Origin of the sequence: Bordetella sp. 02P26C-1 (assembly GCF_009763255.1) — a bacterium.
Lineage (GTDB): Bacteria > Pseudomonadota > Gammaproteobacteria > Burkholderiales > Burkholderiaceae_B > Bordetella_A.
Genome location: NZ_WSJB01000012.1, coordinates 77,621 through 96,737, shown reverse-complemented (window position 1 = coordinate 96,737; position 19,117 = coordinate 77,621). Strand labels below are relative to the sequence as shown.

The window sequence follows — 19,117 nt, the reverse complement described above, 5'->3', positions numbered from 1 at the left end:
TTGCGTTGCGTGGCGGGCAGATATTCCGCCGCGACGCGGCTGGCTCGCATCGGGAATGTACGTTGCCCCAGTGAATTTATGCCGGCTCGTCGAACGTTATCCGCAGTGCATGCTCGCGGATATCGCTCGGCCAAGTCGAGGTATGGCCCAGAAATTGCGCGCGATCAAGCGCCAGCACCGCGCGCAACGCCTCGGTAAAGCCGGGCAGGTCGCTGGCGAGCGCGCTGAGGAACCGATGGCCTGCCTCTTTGCGACGTCGTTCATGCGCGGCGTCACTCTCGGTCACCAGTACGCGATCGATGATAGTCCGCAGGGTGACCGACGTCCCGCCCGGCTGTTGCGCCAGCCATGCCCAGTGTTTGGGCAAAAGGGTGACTTCCCGCGAAACCACGCCCAGCTTGGGCCGTCCACGGCCGCGTGGCGGCTGCGGTGTTTGTTGGGAAACGGGCTCGGCGTCTTGCACCAGACTGCCGCCCTGGGCAGTGTTCAGACGGCGCCGGATTTCCTCGTCTGTGCCGCGCCAGTCCAGCAAGACCTCGCCCGTTAAATCGCTGAAGACAACGACCCGGTCCGCGCCGGGGGAATTTTGCGCCCCGCGCACCACCAACGCGACTTCCGCCAGCGGCCCGCTCGCCAGGCGGCGCGTGCCGGCAAAAGCCGTGCATGCCGTGGTTGCATCCCGCCCATGTCCCGTGCTGCTGTCCATCGATCACACCTCTCCGTGAACTGAAATTACTATCCCGCCGGGTGGGCTTGCCGTCAACGCGACGGCGGTGAAACATTGCAACGAGAAGTTGGATCACATCGATAAGGGAAACCCCCTAGTAAAAATTGCCAGTGCGCGTATAATTTTGCTTTGCGCCCGGAGTCCCACATGCGTCTCGTTCAAAAAGCGCTCACCTTCGACGATGTGTTGTTGGTGCCAGCGTATTCCGAGGTGTTGCCGCGCGATACGTCGCTCGCCACCCGTCTCACCCGCAATATCACCCTGAATATTCCGCTCGTGTCCGCTGCCATGGACACCGTGACCGAATCGCGCCTGGCGATCGCCATGGCCCAGGAGGGCGGCATCGGGATCATTCACAAAAACCTCACCGCTGACCAGCAGGCCAAGGAAGTCGCCCGCGTCAAACGCCACGAGTTCGGGATCGTGATCGATCCTGTTACCGTGACGCCCGACATGAAGGTTCGCGACGCCATTACGCTACAGCGTCAGCACGGTATCTCCGGCCTGCCGGTGGTGGAGGGCAAAAAACTCGTCGGTATCGTCACCAACCGTGACCTGCGCTTCGAGGATCGTCTGGACCAGCCGCTGCGTAACATCATGACGCCTCAAGAGCGTCTGGTTACGATGCAAGAAGGCGCGACGCTGGACGAAGCCCAGGCCTTGATGCACAAGCACCGCCTGGAGCGCGTTCTGATCGTCAACGACGCATTCGAGCTGCGCGGTCTGGCGACCGTCAAGGATATCGTCAAGAATACCGAGCACCCGGTTGCCAACAAGGACGCTCAAGGCCAGCTGCGCGTGGGCGCCGCCGTGGGCGTGGGCGATGGCACGGAAGAGCGTGTCGCCAAGCTCGTCGCCGCGGGTGTTGACGTCATCATCGTCGATACCGCGCACGGCCATTCGCGTGGCGTGCTGGAACGCGTGCGTTGGGTCAAACAGAATTTCCCCAAAGTCGACGTGATCGGCGGCAATATCGCGACGGCGGATGCCGCGCGTGCGTTGGTCGAACACGGCGCGGATGGCGTCAAGGTCGGTATCGGCCCGGGTTCGATCTGCACGACCCGTATCGTGGCGGGTGTGGGCGTGCCTCAGATCACCGCGATTGCCGATGTGGCCAAGGCCCTGGAAGGCACCGGTGTTCCGCTCATCGCTGACGGTGGTATTCGCTACTCCGGCGACATCGCCAAGGCCCTGTCCGCCGGCGCGTTTGCCTGCATGATGGGCGGCATGTTCGCCGGCACCGAAGAAGCCCCCGGCGAAGTCGTGCTGTTCCAAGGCCGTTCGTACAAATCGTACCGCGGCATGGGTAGCCTGGGCGCCATGTCCGACGGCTCGGCCGACCGCTATTTCCAAGACCCGGCCAACAACGCCGACAAGCTGGTTCCCGAAGGCATCGAAGGCCGTGTCCCCTACAAGGGCAGCGTCCTGGCCATCATCTATCAGCTGGTGGGCGGCATCCGGGCCTCGATGGGTTACTGCGGTTGCGCGACCATCGACGACATGCGTACCAAGACGCAGTTCGTCGAGATCACCTCGGCTGGTGTGCGTGAATCCCACGTCCATGACGTGCAGATCACCAAAGAGGCGCCTAACTACCGCGCCGACTGATCCAGTCAGTACAATGCAATGTATCGCGCACCGGCAGAACTCACGCGGTTCTGGCCGGTGCGCTTTTATTTCCAACCGGCAGAGTCTCCATGCATCAGCGCATTCTCATTCTTGACTACGGTTCGCAAGTCACCCAGTTAATCGCCCGCCGCGTACGCGAAGCCGGCGTGTATTCCGAAATCCATCCTGGCGATGTCGATGACGCGTTCGTGCGCGAGCAGGCAAGCCAGGGCCTCAAGGGCATCATCCTGTCGGGCAGTCACGCCTCGGCGTACGCCGAAGGCGCGCTCCGCGTGCCGGCCGCCGTGTTCGAACTCGGCGTGCCCGTGCTCGGCATCTGCTACGGCATGCAGTCGATGGCGATGCAGCTGGGCGGCACGGTGAGCTTTTCCGATCACCGCGAGTTTGGCTACGCCGAAGTGCGCGCCCACGGCCACACGAAGTTGCTGAACGGCTTAGCCGATTTCACCACTGCCGAAGGCCATGGCATGCTCAAGGTCTGGATGAGCCACGGTGACAAAGTCACCGCGCTGCCGCCAGGCTTCAAGCTCATGGCGTCCACGCCGTCGTGCCCGATCGCCGGCATGGCCGACGAAGAGCGCAAGTTCTACGCCGTGCAGTTCCATCCCGAAGTCACGCACACCTTGCAAGGCAAGGCCATGATTGCGCGCTTCGTCAACGAGATCTGTGGCTGCCAGGGCGATTGGAACATGCCCGACTACGTCGCCGAAGCCGTGCAACGCATTCGCGAACAGGTCGGTGACGACGAAGTCATTCTCGGTCTGTCAGGCGGCGTGGATTCGTCGGTGGCCGCCGCGTTGATTCATAAGGCGATTGGCGATCAGCTGACCTGCGTGTTCGTGGATCACGGTCTGTTGCGTCTGGACGAAGGCAAACAGGTCATGCAGACCTTTGCCGAGAACATGGGCGTGAAGATCATCCATATCGACGCGACTGAGCAGTTCATGGGCAAGCTCGCGGGCGTGGCTGACCCTGAAGCCAAACGCAAGATCATCGGCCGCGAGTTCGTGGAAGTCTTCCAGACCGAAGCAGGGAAGCTCAAGAATGCGAAGTGGCTCGCCCAGGGCACGATCTATCCCGACGTGATCGAGTCGGCCGGCGCCAAGACCGGCAAGGCGACTTCGATCAAGTCGCACCACAACGTAGGCGGCTTACCGGATACGTTGAACCTCAAGCTGCTCGAACCGTTGCGCGAACTGTTCAAGGACGAAGTCCGCGAACTCGGTGTGGCCCTGGGCCTGCCGCCGCAGATGGTTTACCGCCATCCTTTCCCGGGTCCGGGTCTGGGCGTGCGTATTCTGGGTGAGGTAAAGAAAGAGTACGCCGACCTGCTGCGTCGCGCGGATGCGATCTTTATTCAGGAATTGCGCAGCACCATCGATGAAGCGACCGGCAAGAGCTGGTACGACCTGACCTCGCAAGCGTTCGCGGTATTCCTGCCGGTGAAATCGGTGGGCGTGATGGGCGATGGCCGTACGTATGAATACGTGGTCGCACTGCGCGCGGTTCAGACCTTCGACTTCATGACCGCCGACTGGGCGCCGCTGCCGCATGCGTTGCTCGCGAAGGTGTCGTCGCGGATCATTAATGAGGTCCGCGGATTGAATCGGGTGGTGTACGACGTGTCGAGCAAGCCGCCTGCGACGATTGAGTGGGAGTGATTATTTTTAAGTTGTTGATTTAATTATAAAAAACACGAATCCACAACTATATCCTGGATCGTCAATGGTGTTTTCATAGTACGCGAAGGGTGTGCCGTGAAATCGCCGATACCATGACCGGTTGAATGATGCCGGCGTGGTATCGGGATATCTACCGTGGATCGGTTTTCGGCAGGTATTGTTCGGTTTGATTTTCTGATGAAAAGGTCACCTTAAGTGATCTTTTTTTATTTCTATTAAACCGATTCGACTTGGCAAGGGTTCATAAAAGTTGTATTTTGATCATCATGAGTGATCAAAATACGCGGAAACTGAACTCGCTACTGGCCGAATTAGGCGACACGCGCCTGATATCGAGTCGTTGGTTGCGGGCGCACGGCTATTCCAACAGCCTCGTCGCACGTTACGTGAATAGCGGCTGGCTTGTGTCGCCTGTACGTGGCGTCTACATGCGCAAGGGGGGGCGCCTGCAGTGGGAGGGAGTGGTACACAGCTTGCAGGTCGGGGAGGGCATGCCGCTGCATGTCGGCGGTCGCTTCGCACTGAGCCTGGAGGGGCATGAGCACTATCTGCGTCTGGGGGATTCCGGAACAATCAACCTGTATGGACCGGCACGGCCTCCGGGCTGGCTGGGCAAGTTGTCCTTGGAACAGCGTTTCGAGTTCTTGGGGAGGGGGCCGTTCAATCTGCCGCTCTTGGCGTATACGGCAGAGATCCCGGAGAAGACGTTGTCCGAGCAAGGCCTTACTTGGCATCGAGTAGCGGTGGGTCCCGATGCCTTGATCTGCTCTACGCCCGAGCGGGCAATGCTGGAGCTATGTGAGGGCGTCGCGGATGCGACGTTGGTCTACGAGGTGGACGCGCTGATGCAGGCCATGACCATGCTACGTCCACAGCGGGTCGGCCTCATGCTGAGCCACTGCCGCAGCGTCAAGGCCAAGCGCTTGTTCTTGGCGCTGGCCGAGCGCCATCGGCATGCATGGCTACCACATGTGCCGTTGGATGGCGTAGATCTGGGGAGGGGCAAGCGTGCGCTGGTGCCTGGCGGGCGCCTGCATCCGACCTATCAGATAACCTTGCCGCGAGACCTCGATGAACACTTGGCTTGATCATTGGGAGCGGCGTTACACAGACCGCGTGAAGCTGCTGGTAGAGATTTTGCCTGCGCTGGCACAGGAACTACGTTTCGCGCTCAAAGGCGGCACTGCCATCAACCTGTTCGAGCACGACCTGCCACGCTTGTCGGTGGACATCGATTTGGCTTGGCTCCCGGTGCATGACTATGCTGAAGATGCAAAGCTGATTGCTCAAGCGCTCGGGCACGTCGCAGATGTGCTGCGAGCCCGGCCCCTGCAGCTACAGGTGCAGTTGTCGGGTGGCGAGGGCGCAGGTGTCACGCGACTGGTAGCAAGTCGCGGCCGTGCGCGTGTGCAAGTCGAAACGACGCCAGTAATGCGTGGCACGGTGCACCCGGTGCGAAACATGGTGGTGCGGCCAAGAGTGGAGGAGAAGTTCGGTTTTGCCTCGATGCAGGTGCTGAGCTTCTCTGACCTTTATGCTGGCAAGTTGGCCGCTGCTTTGTCGCGGCAGCATCCGCGCGATCTTTTCGATGTCGGTTTGTTGCTGAATGACGAACGGGCTGATCAGAGCCTTTGGCGGACTTTTCTCGTCTACCTGACATGCAGCCCTAAGCCCGCCTGGGAGATGTTGGCGCCCCGCGTCCCCGTGAATTTCGCGGCGACCTTCGATGCACATTTCAAGGGCATGACGGCTGAGCCTCTTGAAGCCGAAGTCTTGTTGGACATTCATGGGCGTCTGCTGGCGCGCGTGGCCGGATGGCTGGATGAGCCTTCGTGCGAGTTCCTGCGATCCGTCGAAGATCAGCGGCCGGACTTTAATCTGATTGGACTCCCGCATGCGGCCGATTTGCCGGCCGTGCGGCGCAAGCTCCAGAATCTGGCTCAGCGGACCAACGCCAAGCGTGCAGCGGATCGGAGCTTGTTGGAAGAAACGTTGGCGCGGATAGACAGTACTAGATGAAGCGAGGTGGGACGGCAATGGATCCATACAGCTTGCGCTTTCCAACGTCGGCACAGGCCCCGCGCTGGATGTTTATTATTCCTTCGAGCGCGAGTCGGGTGATGGGAGATGAGCGCATCTACTCTGAGAAATACTTGCTTGACATCTCTGCGTATGCGGGGCTTCCTGGAATTGTCGAAAAACCGCCACTCGTCAAAATTGCGGATGAGGTATTACTTTCGCTACGGAGGCCACATGGCCACGCCAAAATCCATCAAGCTCGATGACGAGTTGAAAGGGCGCGTCCAACACTTGACCGAAGCCCGTCGGCACACGTCCCAATGGATCATGCGAGAAGCGGCGCACTACGTCGAGCGCGAGGAAAGACGCGAGGCGTTCAAACAGGATGCGCTCCGTGCCTGGGCAGATTATCAACGTCACGACGTGCATCTGACCCTCGAGGAAGCCGACGCTTGGCTGGCGAAGCTTGAAGCGGGCGAGGATGTGGAGCCGCCTGAGTGCCACGCCTGATCTGGACGCAGCCCGGCTCTATCGCTTCCTCGCGGCCCAGGACGCCGCCGCAGCGCAGCGCGCGGTGAAGGCGCACCGGGTCGGCGTCAAGATTCTGACCCATCAGCCACGCATCGGCCGCCCTCTCGATGACATGGAACTCGAGTTTCGGGAATGGCTGATCGAGTTCGGCAACAGTGGCTACGTCGCCCTCTATCGCTTCGACAGCGAGAACATCGTCATTCTTGCCGTTCGCCCCCGGAAAGAATCGGGGTATTGAAGGGCACGCCTTTCGGTGCCACATGCAGCTGGACAAGGTCCAACAAAAGCCTAAAACCAGTGCTCGCATTTATATAAATGATCGTTTACTATTATAAATAGACAAAGGGTGACGAACGTTCATCAGCATCAAGGCGGACGATCAGCAAGGGCTACCCCTGTCTGAACCGACCTAACCGAAATGTGCTCAACAAGGAAAACGTCATGGAACGCTTAAATTCGACTGAGGCAGCACGCACCTGGATTAACGGCAGTTGGAACGATGGGGGCACGAAAAGGCAGGCGGTCAGCCCCTCTACCGGGCAGCCGCTCGGCTACTACCTGGACATAGGCCCCGATGAAGCTCAGTTGGCAATCGAAGCCGCGCGCACGGCCTTTGACACAACCCGCTGGCCTAAAGACCGCTCGGTGCGCTCACGCGCGTTGTTTGAACTGGCCGACGAGGTCGCCAAGCGGGTGGACAAGATGGCGACCATGCTTTCTCGGGAGGGCGGCAAGCTGTTGGCCCAAACGCATTGGGAGCTGTCACTTACTGTGGAATGGCTACGTTATGCCGCAGCCACCGCACTGCTGCAGACTGGCGGGCGTGCGCTTGAAGCCTCTCCTGGAATGCATTTTATTTCTGACCCCGAGCCGCTCGGCGTTGTCGGCGTGATCTCACCGTGGAACTCGCCGATCATCCTGTCAGTGCGGGCTGTCGCTCCGGCGCTCGCTGCGGGATGCACCGTGGTGCTGAAAATGCCTGGCCAGACCGCGCTGACGAATGCATTGTTCGCTGAGGCCGTTGCAGCTGTCGAATCGCTGCCACCGGGTGTGCTGAATGTGATCACGGAAACCGGCAGCATTGGCGCCTCCATGCTGGTCGATTCGCCGCAGGTGGATATGATTAGTTATACCGGCAGCACCAAGGTAGGGCGAGTGATTGCCGCCAACGGCGCCAAAACGCTTAAACGTCTGAATCTGGAGCTGGGCGGCAAGGCGCCGCTGGTGGTATTCGATGATGCCGATCTTGATGCGGTGGTGCCGCAGATTGTCATGGCTTTAGTCGCGATGAATGGCCAGTTCTGCTGCACTGGCTCGCGTGTGCTCGCGCAACGAGGCATAGCCGACCGATTGCGTGCGGCTCTGATCGAGGCCTACCAGAAGGTTCGGCTAGGCGAAAGCGAGGACCCGCAGGCGCAGCTTGGCCCATTGATCGACAAGGCCAGCGTTCGACGTGTCGATGCCGTGGTCGCCGAAGCCGCGTCCTATGCGGACATCCTGGTCCGGGGCGGCCCGGTCGACGAAGGGCCACTGGCCGCAGGCGCGTTCTATCGTCCTAGTCTGATTGAAGTACAGGACTTGAGTGCTTATGTCATCCAGGCCGAGGTGTTTGGACCCGTCCAGACTTTCGAGGTTTTTGAAGACGAAGCCGACGCCATTGAACGCGCGAACGCTACCGAGTTCGGTCTCGCCGCCTCGGTGTTCTCGAGCGACACGGCGCGCTGCCGGCGCGTCGGCAAGGCTATCCGCGCCGGCCATATCTGGATGAACTGCTGGGGCGTCATGTCAGAGCACTTTGAACAGAGCGGCTTCAAGCAAAGCGGCATCGGTGTACTCTGCGGACCGCGGGCGATTGAACAGTTCCAGGAAATCAAGGTATATGCTGCTGTCGAGGAACCATTGACAGCTTCTTGAGGTTGATCGGTCCGCTGCGGGTGCTATGGTTGCGTCGGGGTTGTCGCGGGTGTGACGACCCTGCCATTGCATGGCATCCTCGTATCCCAAAGACGACGCGAATTTATTCCAGGTGTGTGAATGAAAACAGATGAAGGCAAGCCAGCGCGCGGACGTCCCGTGAATGAGCATGCGCGTGAAAAACGCTTGACCCAAATCCTGGATGGGGCCAGAAACTGTTTCATACATCGCGGTTTTCATGCCTCATCGATTTCCGAAATCAGCGCCGCCGCGGGGGTTAGTGTTGCAAACATCTACCAGTATTTTGCGGGCAAGGATGCCCTGATCATTGCGCTGATCGAACTTGACTTGCAGCGGCATCACAGTCTGATTAGCCGGTTCTGGAGTTCTGATTTCAGTCGCGAGGCGATCGAAGAGCTATTGGCAGATATCTTCCTCACCCCCGAAGGGCACGCTGTGGCGGTGTTGCGCGCCGAAATCGCCAGCGAAGGGGCACGCAATCCCCAAGTAGCCAAACTACTGCGCGATTCGGAGTCCGGGTTGATCAGCAGCGTTCATAGCAAGATACGCGAGGCTCAGACAAGAGGGCAAATATCCAGCGATCTCGACCCGGTCGCCGTGACAGCGCGCCTGTCACTTGTTTTCGAAGGCCTCATGCGCCTTTACTTGTTTTCGCCCAAGGATGGGAAGAGCCTGATCGATCAGTACTACCGACAATTCGCCGATGCGCTGCAATTGAAGTCCTAAGGGTGATAGCCAGCACTCCATCAGTATCAATCCAAGGACATCCTTGCTCTAGCAGGCCATCCATCGGCGGATGCAGGTACTAGCGCCTTGTGCCTCAGGCGAAGTTAGGCTTACGTTTTTCTACAAAGGCCATGACGGCCTCTCGGTGGTCGGCAGTCTTGTGGGCAATTGCCTGGTAGCCCGCCGATAACTCCAACAGCGAAGCGAGGGAACTGTTTTGCCCTTCACGTAGCAGGCGTTTGGTCATGCGCATCACGGCTCCGGGGTTTGCGGCAATTTTTTGCGCAAGTGCCTTGGCCGTCGGCAAAAGTTCATCTGCGGTAACGACGCGGCTGACCAAGCCGCAGGCCAGTGCTTCTCGCGCGTCGATAGCCTCACCCGTGAAAGCCATTTCCGATGCCTTGGCCATGCCTACTGCACGAGGCAACAGCCATGCCCCTCCATCTCCTGGCACGATGCCCACGCGCACAAAGTTCTCGGCAAAGGTGGCGTTTTCGCTGGCAATGCGGATGTCGCACATGCAAGTCAGATCCAAGCCGGCACCGATGGCCGGACCATTGACCGCGCAGATCACGGGCACATCCAATTCGTACAGCGCATTGGGGATACGCTGAATGCCGTTGCGGTACTCCTCCCTGATCAGGTCGGGCGTGAGCGCCTCATCGAAAAATCGCTGCATGTCCTTGACGTTGCCGCCCGAGCTGAAGATGGGGCCCGCGCCAGTAAGGATAAGCACCTTAATCCGGGTGTCCTTGCGGACCTCGTCACACAGCTGCACGAACTCGCTCACAGCGGTGTTGCCGGTCAGGGCATTACGTGTTTCCGGCTGGTTCATCGTGACGGTCAGAATGCAACCGTCGCGCTCGATGGTGAGAAATGCCATGGGGGTAGGTCTCCACAAACAGATCGTTGTTCAGTTCGGTATCTGGCTCAGTGGGCTGCGGCTACATCGGTGATACGGCGCACCATGTCCAGCGTCATGCCTTCATGCGCCAGCAACGCTTCGCCGGCCACGGCATGCCAATAAGCCTCGCTGCCTGCGGTTTGTCGCCAGGCGTGCAGACGCCGCGTGAACAGCTGGAGGTCGTATTCCTCGGTAAAGCCGATAGCACCATGGATGGCATGTGCCAGTTCTGCGACTATCAGGGTGGCCTCGCTGCAGCGCGCCTTGGCTGTCGCCACACGCAGGCGGTCGGGCCGCACTCCGTCGCCACTGCATCCCAACTGCGCTGCCATGCGTGCCGCAAAGACGTGTTCACTCATCACCGCCAGCTGGTGCTGGATGGCCTGGAACTTGCCAATGGAGCGGCCAAACTGTTGGCGATCATTGGCGTACTGCAGCGTGCGCTGGAACACCTGGAGCAGGGCGCCTGCCATCTGTGCAGCCGTCACTGCCGCCTGTAGGTTACGTACCTGTAATTCTGCATCGACGGCGACGACCGGCGCAGCATGCACCTGAGCGGACGACCATGTCAGCGCCGCATCGTGTACGTCGGCGTGGTCCGAGCGGTGCGCCTGATCGACCTTCAGCAAGCGCCAGGCGCTTGGGGTCTGCACCAACACGGCTTCGGCAAGCGCACCCTGGCGAACCAAGGGACAATGCCAGCTGCCATCGGCCAGCGCCTGTCCCTGAGCGAAGGCAATGCTACCGGCCCCGCACGCTGTACCGCTTTGGGCCAGCAGCGCCCGGGCAACCATGGTTTCGGCCAGTGGCAGCGGTAGGGCGTGGGCGCCGCACTGCTCCAGAACGCCAAAAACTTGCCCCAAACCCAGGCCCGAACCGCCTTGGTTTTCGCTGAGCAAGGCATCGGGCAAGCCAATGGCTTCGAGTTGTGCCCACAATGCCTGCGTAGCCGCTGCATCACGCCCGCCGGCCTCAATCGCTCGCACCACGGCTGGCGTACATTGCGCATTCAGTACCTCACGTGCTGCATCGGCAAAGAGATCATTTTCCTTCGTGTTCATTGCTCAGCTCCCCGTGTTCAACGTAAGCCCAGTCCGCGGGCAATCATGCCGCGCAGGATGTCGCGCGTACCGCCTCGCAGCGAGAACGAAGGGGAAGCTTCGATTATGTACTTGAGTGTCATCAGCAGCTCCACCGGTATCTCCTCGGTGTCCCGGGCGAACAGGTCTTCAGCGAGGGCTGCGGGAATCATCTGTTCAAGCGTGGTGCCGAGTTCCTTGACTAGAGCAGCCTCCACGATGGGGCTGGCGCCTTGCACGAGCTTTTGTTGCACGGCCACTGACATCGCGCGTAAAGGTGCCAGCTGTGTGAGCACCTTGCCCGCCAGGCGTTGGGCCGACTCCGTGCGCCCCTGCGGGGTGCGTACGTACTGCAGCCATTGCTCGAACAACACAATGGAAGAAAAAAGGCGCTCCGGACCACTGCGCTCGAAGGCCAGCTCGGCAGTCACTTGTTCCCAGCCCTGGCCCTCCACACCTATCAGAGCGTCATGGCCCAGTTGCACATTGTCGAAAAAGACTTCGCAGAAATGGCTGTCGCCCGACAGGTCGCGGATAGGGCGCACCGTCACACCGGGTAGCGACAGATCCACGATCACCTGCGACAGGCCCTTGTGGCGATCCTCTGCCGTGCCCGAAGTGCGGACCAATGCAATCATGTACTGGCAGTGGTGAGCATAGGTGGTCCAGATCTTCTGCCCATTGAGAAGCCAGCCCTGTGCGTTCGGTATGGCACGGCTCTTGACGCTGGCCAGGTCCGAACCGGAGTTGGGCTCGCTCATGCCGATGCAAAAAAAGGCCTCACCGCGGCAGACCTTGGGGATATAAAACTGTTTCTGGTCCTCGGTCCCGTACTTGAGAATGAGTGGGGCACTCTGGCGGTCGGCGATCCAATGTGCGCCCACGGGCGCGCCAAAATTCAGGAACTCCTCGACCAGCACATAACGGGTAAAGGCACTGCGGCCGGCACCGCCATACGCCGTGGGCAAGGTCACACCAATCCAGCCCTTGGCGCCCAGCTGACGACTGAACTCGGCGTTGTAGCCCATCCATGAACGGGCACGAATGTGCGCGGGCATGGCTCGCGTAGCTTCTATCAGGAATGCACGCACTTCGGCGCGCAAGGCCTCGTCTTCAGCGGGAATACCGGTAAGTGCCAGTGACTCCAACGTGCTCATTGCACTACTCCGTGTGTTGCAAAGCGCGCGACAGCGCACCAAAGACTGAAACGGCTGCTGTGTTCATCGCTGAGGCACCTTGGCCTGGGCAACGATGCGCTTCCACAGGGCAATTTCATTCTCCTGAAACGTACGCATCTGTGAGGGGCCCCCGGTCATTGGGATGGCACCGATGCGCTCATAAAACTGGCGGGTTTCGTCAGTTTTGGAGATCTCCGTCAATAGCGCCGCCAGCTTCTCGGTTTCAGCAGCCGGTGTCTTGGCGCTGACCATGGCCCCGACCCACGTGTAGGCTTCGAAACCTTTCAAGCCCGCCTCATCGGCCGTAGGCACGTCTGGCAAGTTAGGTACTCGCCGATCCGAGGCCACTGCTAGCACCTTCACCCGGCCCGCCTTGGCGAGCTCTTGTACGGCCGTCACTTCGGCAAATGCGTAATCGACTACGCCTCCCGCGACGGCGGTCATGGTTTCCCCGGCGCCCTTGAAGGGGACATGAACGGTGCGTACCTTCGCTGCATCGTTGAGCAGTTCTCCCATCAATTGATAGCCCGCCGATCCCGCACCAAAATTCACTTTCCCAGGATTTGCCGCAGCATGATCTAACAGGCCTTGTAGATCGTTGTACGACACTGTGGGAGCCGCAGCGATCATGGCAGGCGATCGCATCATCATGGTCAAGGGCGCAAAATCGGCGACCGGGTCATAGGGCAGGTCTTTAAAGAGCGCTGCATTGACCGCCAGGGTGGAATTGCTGCCGATAAACACGGTATAGCCGTCCGCGGGTGCAGTCAGCACCTGATTGACGGCGATGAACCCGTTTGCGCCGGGCTTGTTTTCTACGACGACAGGCTGTCCCGTCAGGTCCTGCAGCTTTTTAGCGAAGTAGCGTGCAGAGGTGTCGGTACCGCTTCCAGGACCAAACGGCACAACGAATTTGATGGGTTTGGACGGGAAATCCTGGGCCGAGGACGTGCCCCCTGCAACGAAACACAGGCAAGCGCTGGCCGCTAGCCAAGTCAACAACGGTCGGCGGTTGAAGATCATTTTTTGTCTCCTATCTTTTGTGCACCCCGTTCTCTAGGAGCCGGGGTTAGAAGACAAATGTAGAAGTGACGTTTACGATGGGTCCAATATTAAAAAATGTGCTTTTGATACCTATTCGATATCGCCATGGATCTGCGCCAGCTACAGCGATTTGTGACTCTGATGGAAACGCGTAACTTCCACCGTGCTGCCGCGTTGTTGCACATGGCACAGCCGCCGTTGTCGGTGTCTATCCGACGCTTGGAAGATACATTGGGGGGCAAACTATTCGAACGTCACCCTAGCGGGTTAATCCCTACTCCGATGGCTCATGCCATTCTGCGCGATGCTCGTATCGCGCTGTTCCATGCCGAGCAATGCAGGCTCAAAGCACAAGAGACCTTGCACGGCTTGCAAGGACAGCTGCGGATGGGCTTCATCGGCAGCGCCACATACAAGCTGCTGCCGCAGCTGATTCCTGCTCTGCGGCATACCTTTCCCAAATTGGAGCTGGATCTGCTGGAGATGACATCGCTGGAGATTCTGGAAGGTATTCGGTCCCAGCATGTCGACATGGGTTTTCTACGCTTTCCGGTGGGGGATGTACCTGAAGTCGAGGTAATTCCGCTGGAACGGGACGACTTTGTGTTGGCGGTACCCAGCAACAGTCCTTTAACGGAGGGTGGACGTACCCAGCTGGCATTGTCAGAGGTTGCCCAGCAGCCTTTCATCCTGTATCCCAAGTCCCGAGTGCCCGGCTTAGCGGCGTTGGCCGCTACACGCTGCCAGCTATCGGGCTTTGCTCCAAGAGTCGTACAGGAGGCCATGCAGGTGCATACCATCCTCAGTCTGGTGGCATCAGGCGTGGGCGTAGCCTTGGTAGCCGGCGTGGCTCAGCACGTGCAGTTTCCTGGTGTCACGTATCTGACGCTCACGGACACACCGGCAGAGTTCTGTGTCGGTATGGCGCTGGCGGTACCTCACTCCCGCCGTAGTGCGATCGTGAACAATGTGCTGGAGTACGTCCAGCTGCATCACCAGGTGCCGGAAATGCAGCAATATGCGCTTAGAACGGCGAACAGCTCCTCTGTGTGAATGCTTCGGATATCAGTTGGGACTGTGGAAAATCACCCGATCTGTGACGCCCGCAGAAGTTGGGACGCTCGCTAAACAACAGTTCAGCGAGCTCCAAGTCTTACTTCAAAGGCGCCTTTCCTTCTGAGACGTCCATAATCATGCGAGCCGCGAGGTATAGCCTGGGTACGATGCTATCGATGATGATGTATTCCGCATCGTTGGAGTGAGCGCCAAAGCCGGACAACCCCATTCCTTCGATGACCGGCCCGCGGGCTTTCAGTGCCGCAAAGGCGGCATCGGTGCCGCCGCCAGTCGGGCGATCCACTACCGCCAAGGGCAGGTCCAGCTCTTCATAGATCTGCACGCCATGGCGAGCCAGGGCGCGAGAGGCGTCCGTGGCCTCAAGCGGGGGGCGGCGTACTTCGAACTTCACACTGACTTTTGAATCGGGCAGAAGTTTGTTCTGTACGCGTTCGTCGATGGTCTTGGCCAGTGCATCGAAATCCGAGACGCGTAACGCACGCGCATCCGCCTGTGCGGAGGCATTGCCGGGGATGACGTTGCGGTTGGTGCCGGCTTGCGCCACAGTCCAATTGAGTTTCAGACCGTCTTCGGGTTTGGACAGGTCGTCCATTTGCAGGATCTGGTGGGCGAGTTCGTAGAGCGCGTTGACGCCGCCTTCTGGCCGTGCGCCCGCGTGGGAGGTCTTTCCTTGCACGTTCAGGTAAACCGCTCCAATGCCGCTGGTGGCCAGGGTCAGTCTGGGCTTCATGCCGCCGCCTTCGAATGAGAAGACCGCATCCTGGTCGGCACCCAGTCGCGTGATGGTGCTGCGCGAGCCCGGCGAACTGATTTCCTCGTCACCATTGATCAGAACGGTAAGCGTGCCGTAGTCCTTAAATCCCAGCTTTTGCAGTAGGTCTATGGTGTGGATCACGCTAGCTACGCCGTGTTTATCATCGGCGATACCCAGGCCATAGGCACGCTCGCCATCGATGCGAAACGGCTGGTCTTTCAGCATGCCTCGACGGTAAACCGTGTCCATATGCGCAATCAGCATGATTTTGCTGTCGCCCGTCCCTTTGAATTCGGCGTGAACCATAGGGCCGACTTTCTCCGGGGTATCGTCAAGACGCGTCACGTCGGTAGCCGGTACGATTTTGACCGTGCCACCTAAATCGCTGAGCCGCTTGCTGACCAGCTCGGCAATGCGCTCGACGTCTTCGACGTCCTTGCTTCCCGACTCGATCTCCACGAGCGCTTTCATGGTGGCGAGCATGCCTTGTTTTTGCGCTGCCGCGGCCTCGTACACGGCAGTCACCGGCGCTGCCGCCGCCAGTTGTCCGCTACAGATAAAAACCAGTGCAAGGCCAGCGCGATAAATCGAAGAGCGAAATGGAAGCCGTGACATAGGAATATCCTCGGAGTTTAGATGGGAGGCGTGCGAAACCTCCCAAGGGTGGGCGCCATTTTTGTAGAGTAATAGTATTGGCGCGCCATGGCTGTAACGAAGCGCACCGCACGAGGTATAGACGGCTGCAGGGTCACTAGGCCGGAGCCAGCTGTTTTTCCGGCATTTGCCCGACCCTTTCGTACAGCTGTTCCCGCACACCGGTTTCCTTATAGATACTGGCAATCAGGCGAGCCTCGGGCGTATCTCGGTCCAGTACATCGTCGGGCAGGGCCGGTAGGTCTTTCAGCCCTTCGATCGCATCAGGCATCTGTTCGAGCCATGCCGCTTCCTGGGGATCAGGGTTGTGGCTTGCACTCGCGGAATAAACGGTGATGGCATCGCACAGCCGCGCAGCGCAGGCAACCAAGGGGAACCAAGCCGCGGCCTCGTAACCGGCGGGCGGGGGCTCGGCCAGCGAACGTTGTAGCGCGGCTCGCATGTCGACCAGCTTGCTATAGGCCGCGCGACGCGCGTCGCTTAGCTGGGCGACCTCGGGCTGCGAGCGGTTAGCGAGCGCCTGGCTCAGATATTGCGCGATGGCTTTACGTGCGTCCGTCAGGGCTTGGTCGAGTTCGCTGAAATGTCTGCGCGGCCAGAGCAAGTAGCCAAAGACCAACACAATGGCGCACCCTGCAAGGGTATCGATAAGCCGCAGCATGGCGTAGTCTATGCCCTGACGTTCAGGGGCTAGGAAATCGATCAGCACCAACACCAATGGCGTTACGGCGAACGAGGTCAGCGCATAGCTGCGTTGCGCGAGCCATGGCAAGGTGAAGGTGATCGCGCCAATGAGCAAAATGAACACGGGACCGACCGGCACATAGGCCAGCAGCAGCCCGCCGACCACTACGCCGACCGCCGTGCCAAGCATGCGCTGCACGGCGCGTACAAAGATCGAACCCAATTCCGGCTTCATCACGATCGCCACGGTCATGGGCACCCAGTACCAATGCGAGATATCGTCGAAATAGTGAACCGAATATCCCAGCGCCGTGCATAGCATCAACTTTATCGCCGCCTGTACGGTGCTGCGCCCTGGGGTGAGCTTTTGCAGCAGCAAGCGCAGTTGCAGCGACTGTTTTGGGGTCGCGCGTGCTCTTGCGCCCGTCGCCTCGGGCACGGCCTTGGCGTCCCATAAGGCCTCGATCAGGTCATCGAGTTCGCGCGCGAATTCGCAGCCTTCCGTATGATGGCCGGTGTAGCGCCGCTCATGCAGCACTGCGTCGGTGATGTCTTGGAGGATGGGTTGCAGCCGCTCGAGATGATCGACGCTCTGACGCGCCATCAAGGCGGCGAAAAGCCGGTCCAGGCTTTGGACGATCGCGGCGGTTTGATCCACGACCTGGTTGCGGCCCACGGCGCGATAGCGCGCTTGCAGCATGAAGGTATAGAGCGCTTCGTACTTGATGTTGTATTGCAAGCGCGCGGCTTCGATATCCCCATGGGCGAGCTTTTGCTTGCAGATAGCGCTTAACGCCTGCAGCACCTGCACAATGGCATCGCGGCGCGGATGATGCGGCCGAAACCATTTCTCCAGCAGCAGCAAGAACATCGCAAATAGCGCACCGCTTATGACCAGCAAGCTCGACATCCAGAAGTGCTGGATCTCCGGATTGCCCAGTGCCACCGCTGCCATGATCATGAACTGCAGCGAGCCAATCGAAATGGCGGCGCTATAACTGCTGGCGATGGACAGTAGAAAGCCGATCACGCTCATGATCAGCACGATCCCGGTCCACGGCAACCCCATCGTCTGCAAATAGCCGGCCATGAAGCCCGCCGCGCCAATGGGTGCGGCGGTAAGGATCTTGCGAAAGGTCGCGCTATACGGCGCGTCGCGCTCGCCTATCGCAGGAAAAAGAGAGCCGAGCGAGATCCACAGCGTATACATCAGCGTGTCGGTGTAATGACCCACTGCCATGGGAAGGCAGACGGCCAGCGCGGCCCGGCTGCAACGACTGATGTTCCAGCTCGCCGGATTCAATCGTGCGACCTCTCTAAGCCATGAACTCGGGCTTAGGGAAACTTCGTCTTTCTGGGTGTCGGGCTTATCCATGCTAGTCCAGGCGGTCCCGCGACCGCGCTTTGCAACGTATAAAGGTACTAACGGCGAGCGATGGCTCGCCGCGTCTATATTCAGACAGGGCTTGCACTATTGACGCCTAAGAACTGAAACGGCTTGGACGGTTGGAAGTCGCGCGTCGCGTTGCCGGAGTAGGTATGCGTCTGATCGTCACCCAGGTCCAGTTTCATGACCTTGCCGGTTTTGTCGCTGAAGTCGATCGCCTTCAGATCGACCCAGAACGTGTTGGGCGTGAGCGCCGATTCAAAGAAGTACAGCTTGCGTTGATGATCGAACACCGTGCGCCAGCGGGTGGAGGAAATGTTGGGTTGGTCTGGCGTGCTGATGCCATACGGGACGGATACGTTGCGGATCACGCTGAACACGCTGGCCAGCGATTTATTGGGGTCCTGATCTTTTGGGATCGTGTTCACATAGAACGAGGCGCGGGCGAATCGATCCGACGCGCGATTGGTGCCGGGCAGCATGACCGTGCCGTTGATCTGTTGCCAATAGGTGTTTAGCGCCAGTTGCTCTTCGAAGATCGGCGAATTGGTCATCACCTGATATTCGCGGCTGTGGTGGATGATTTGTTTGCCGCCGATATATTCGACGATGGCGCTGTCGCCGCTGGCGTCCGACATGGAAAGATGCAGCGTCGCGAGGCGGCTTTCGCCGGGGATGTTATCGGTGACGATGGTGAATGGCTCGTCTTTTAGTGCGTCCACCGCTTCTTTAACGGTGGCGAAATTGTCCAGCACATATTGCGCCCAGGCCGCGATCGACAGGCCCGGCTTGCTGCTGGGCTCAAAAGGTGGATACTCCGATTCCACCAGCCAAAGCAAGTTGGCGTTCAATCCCGCCTCGTTCACGCCATCGGTGGTGGAAATGTCGTAGCCGGAGGTGATGACGCTGCCATACTTGGAGGTCCAGCGCACGGTGTTCTCGCCCGTCTGTCCATCGCGTTCCATACCGCGCGGCAAAATCCAAAGATTGCTGACGATATTGCTTTTCCAATCCATTGAGCGCGCCGTCATGACCTGACCGTTATCACCCAGGAACACCAAACGGGTGCAGGCCCATGTGCTTGGCGCGGTAGCGAGCGTCGTCATG

Annotated in this window: 17 protein-coding genes; 9 read left to right on the top strand and 8 right to left on the bottom strand. The window is 59.5% G+C overall.

What is annotated here, in order from left to right:
• Positions 1-76: 76 nt before the first annotated feature.
• Positions 77-706 carry a DUF2239 family protein gene (locus GOQ28_RS07755; protein WP_160356053.1) on the bottom strand — a complete coding sequence of 210 codons (630 nt, stop codon included), beginning with the start codon at positions 704-706 and terminating at the stop codon, positions 77-79.
• Positions 707-874: 168 nt separating this feature from the next.
• Between GOQ28_RS07755 and guaB the strand changes: the two genes are divergently transcribed.
• The 8 genes from guaB to GOQ28_RS07715 all read left to right on the top strand — a co-directional run bounded on the left by guaB (position 875) and on the right by GOQ28_RS07715 (position 9,249).
• Positions 875-2,335 (top strand): IMP dehydrogenase, encoded by a 1,461-nt coding sequence (gene guaB, locus GOQ28_RS07750; RefSeq protein WP_160350555.1) that lies wholly within the window; start codon positions 875-877, stop codon positions 2,333-2,335.
• 89 nt (positions 2,336-2,424) lie between these two features.
• Positions 2,425-4,017, top strand: coding sequence for a glutamine-hydrolyzing GMP synthase (gene guaA, locus GOQ28_RS07745; protein WP_160356052.1), 1,593 nt, complete (start codon positions 2,425-2,427; stop codon positions 4,015-4,017).
• Between the two features lie 287 nt (positions 4,018-4,304).
• Complete coding sequence (locus tag GOQ28_RS07740; protein ID WP_160356051.1) at positions 4,305-5,126, top strand: type IV toxin-antitoxin system AbiEi family antitoxin domain-containing protein; 822 nt, start codon at positions 4,305-4,307, stop codon at positions 5,124-5,126.
• A complete protein-coding gene (locus tag GOQ28_RS07735; RefSeq protein WP_160356050.1) occupies positions 5,110-6,057 on the top strand; it encodes a nucleotidyl transferase AbiEii/AbiGii toxin family protein in 948 nt (315 codons plus the stop codon). The genes GOQ28_RS07740 and GOQ28_RS07735 overlap by 17 nt, the downstream gene beginning before the upstream one ends.
• Positions 6,058-6,291: 234 nt before the next feature.
• Positions 6,292-6,567 carry a CopG family ribbon-helix-helix protein gene (locus GOQ28_RS07730; RefSeq protein ID WP_160356049.1) on the top strand — a complete coding sequence of 92 codons (276 nt, stop codon included), beginning with the start codon at positions 6,292-6,294 and terminating at the stop codon, positions 6,565-6,567.
• On the top strand, positions 6,539-6,826 hold the full coding sequence (locus GOQ28_RS07725) for a type II toxin-antitoxin system RelE/ParE family toxin (RefSeq protein WP_160356048.1): 288 nt from the start codon (positions 6,539-6,541) through the stop codon (positions 6,824-6,826). The genes GOQ28_RS07730 and GOQ28_RS07725 overlap by 29 nt, the downstream gene beginning before the upstream one ends.
• Positions 6,827-7,029: 203 nt before the next feature.
• On the top strand, positions 7,030-8,502 hold the full coding sequence (locus GOQ28_RS07720; RefSeq protein WP_160356047.1) for an aldehyde dehydrogenase family protein: 1,473 nt from the start codon (positions 7,030-7,032) through the stop codon (positions 8,500-8,502).
• Between the two features lie 159 nt (positions 8,503-8,661).
• Entirely contained in the window at positions 8,662-9,249 is a 588-nt protein-coding gene (locus GOQ28_RS07715; RefSeq protein ID WP_160356046.1) for a TetR family transcriptional regulator, read from the top strand.
• Positions 9,250-9,343: 94 nt separating this feature from the next.
• Here GOQ28_RS07715 and GOQ28_RS07710 read toward each other — a convergent pair whose 3' ends face one another.
• The 4 genes from GOQ28_RS07710 to GOQ28_RS07695 form a co-directional block, all read right to left on the bottom strand.
• Complete coding sequence (locus GOQ28_RS07710; RefSeq protein WP_160356045.1) at positions 9,344-10,132, bottom strand: crotonase/enoyl-CoA hydratase family protein; 789 nt, start codon at positions 10,130-10,132, stop codon at positions 9,344-9,346.
• Positions 10,133-10,179: 47 nt separating this feature from the next.
• Positions 10,180-11,214, bottom strand: coding sequence for an acyl-CoA dehydrogenase family protein (locus tag GOQ28_RS07705; RefSeq protein ID WP_160356044.1), 1,035 nt, complete (start codon positions 11,212-11,214; stop codon positions 10,180-10,182).
• Positions 11,215-11,231: 17 nt separating this feature from the next.
• Positions 11,232-12,389, bottom strand: coding sequence for an acyl-CoA dehydrogenase family protein (locus GOQ28_RS07700; protein ID WP_160356043.1), 1,158 nt, complete (start codon positions 12,387-12,389; stop codon positions 11,232-11,234).
• 63 nt (positions 12,390-12,452) lie between these two features.
• Positions 12,453-13,433, bottom strand: coding sequence for a Bug family tripartite tricarboxylate transporter substrate binding protein (locus GOQ28_RS07695; RefSeq protein WP_160356042.1), 981 nt, complete (start codon positions 13,431-13,433; stop codon positions 12,453-12,455).
• Positions 13,434-13,559: 126 nt separating this feature from the next.
• Here GOQ28_RS07695 and GOQ28_RS07690 point away from each other — a divergent pair, with 126 nt between their 5' ends.
• Positions 13,560-14,507 (top strand): LysR family transcriptional regulator, encoded by a 948-nt coding sequence (locus GOQ28_RS07690; RefSeq protein WP_160356041.1) that lies wholly within the window; start codon positions 13,560-13,562, stop codon positions 14,505-14,507.
• Positions 14,508-14,607: 100 nt separating this feature from the next.
• Here GOQ28_RS07690 and GOQ28_RS07685 read toward each other — a convergent pair whose 3' ends face one another.
• The 3 genes from GOQ28_RS07685 to GOQ28_RS07675 all read right to left on the bottom strand — a co-directional run bounded on the left by GOQ28_RS07685 (position 14,608) and on the right by GOQ28_RS07675 (position 19,116).
• The gene (locus GOQ28_RS07685) at positions 14,608-15,900 is read right to left on the bottom strand and encodes a M20/M25/M40 family metallo-hydrolase (protein WP_160356040.1); all 1,293 of its coding nucleotides are present in this window, start codon (positions 15,898-15,900) and stop codon (positions 14,608-14,610) included.
• A 136-nt stretch (positions 15,901-16,036) separates the two neighbouring features.
• A complete protein-coding gene (locus GOQ28_RS07680) occupies positions 16,037-17,998 on the bottom strand; it encodes an FUSC family protein (protein WP_160356039.1) in 1,962 nt (653 codons plus the stop codon).
• A gap of 80 nt (positions 17,999-18,078) precedes the next feature.
• Complete coding sequence (locus GOQ28_RS07675) at positions 18,079-19,116, bottom strand: linear amide C-N hydrolase (protein WP_236844279.1); 1,038 nt, start codon at positions 19,114-19,116, stop codon at positions 18,079-18,081.
• Between the last annotated feature and the right edge of the window lies 1 nt (position 19,117).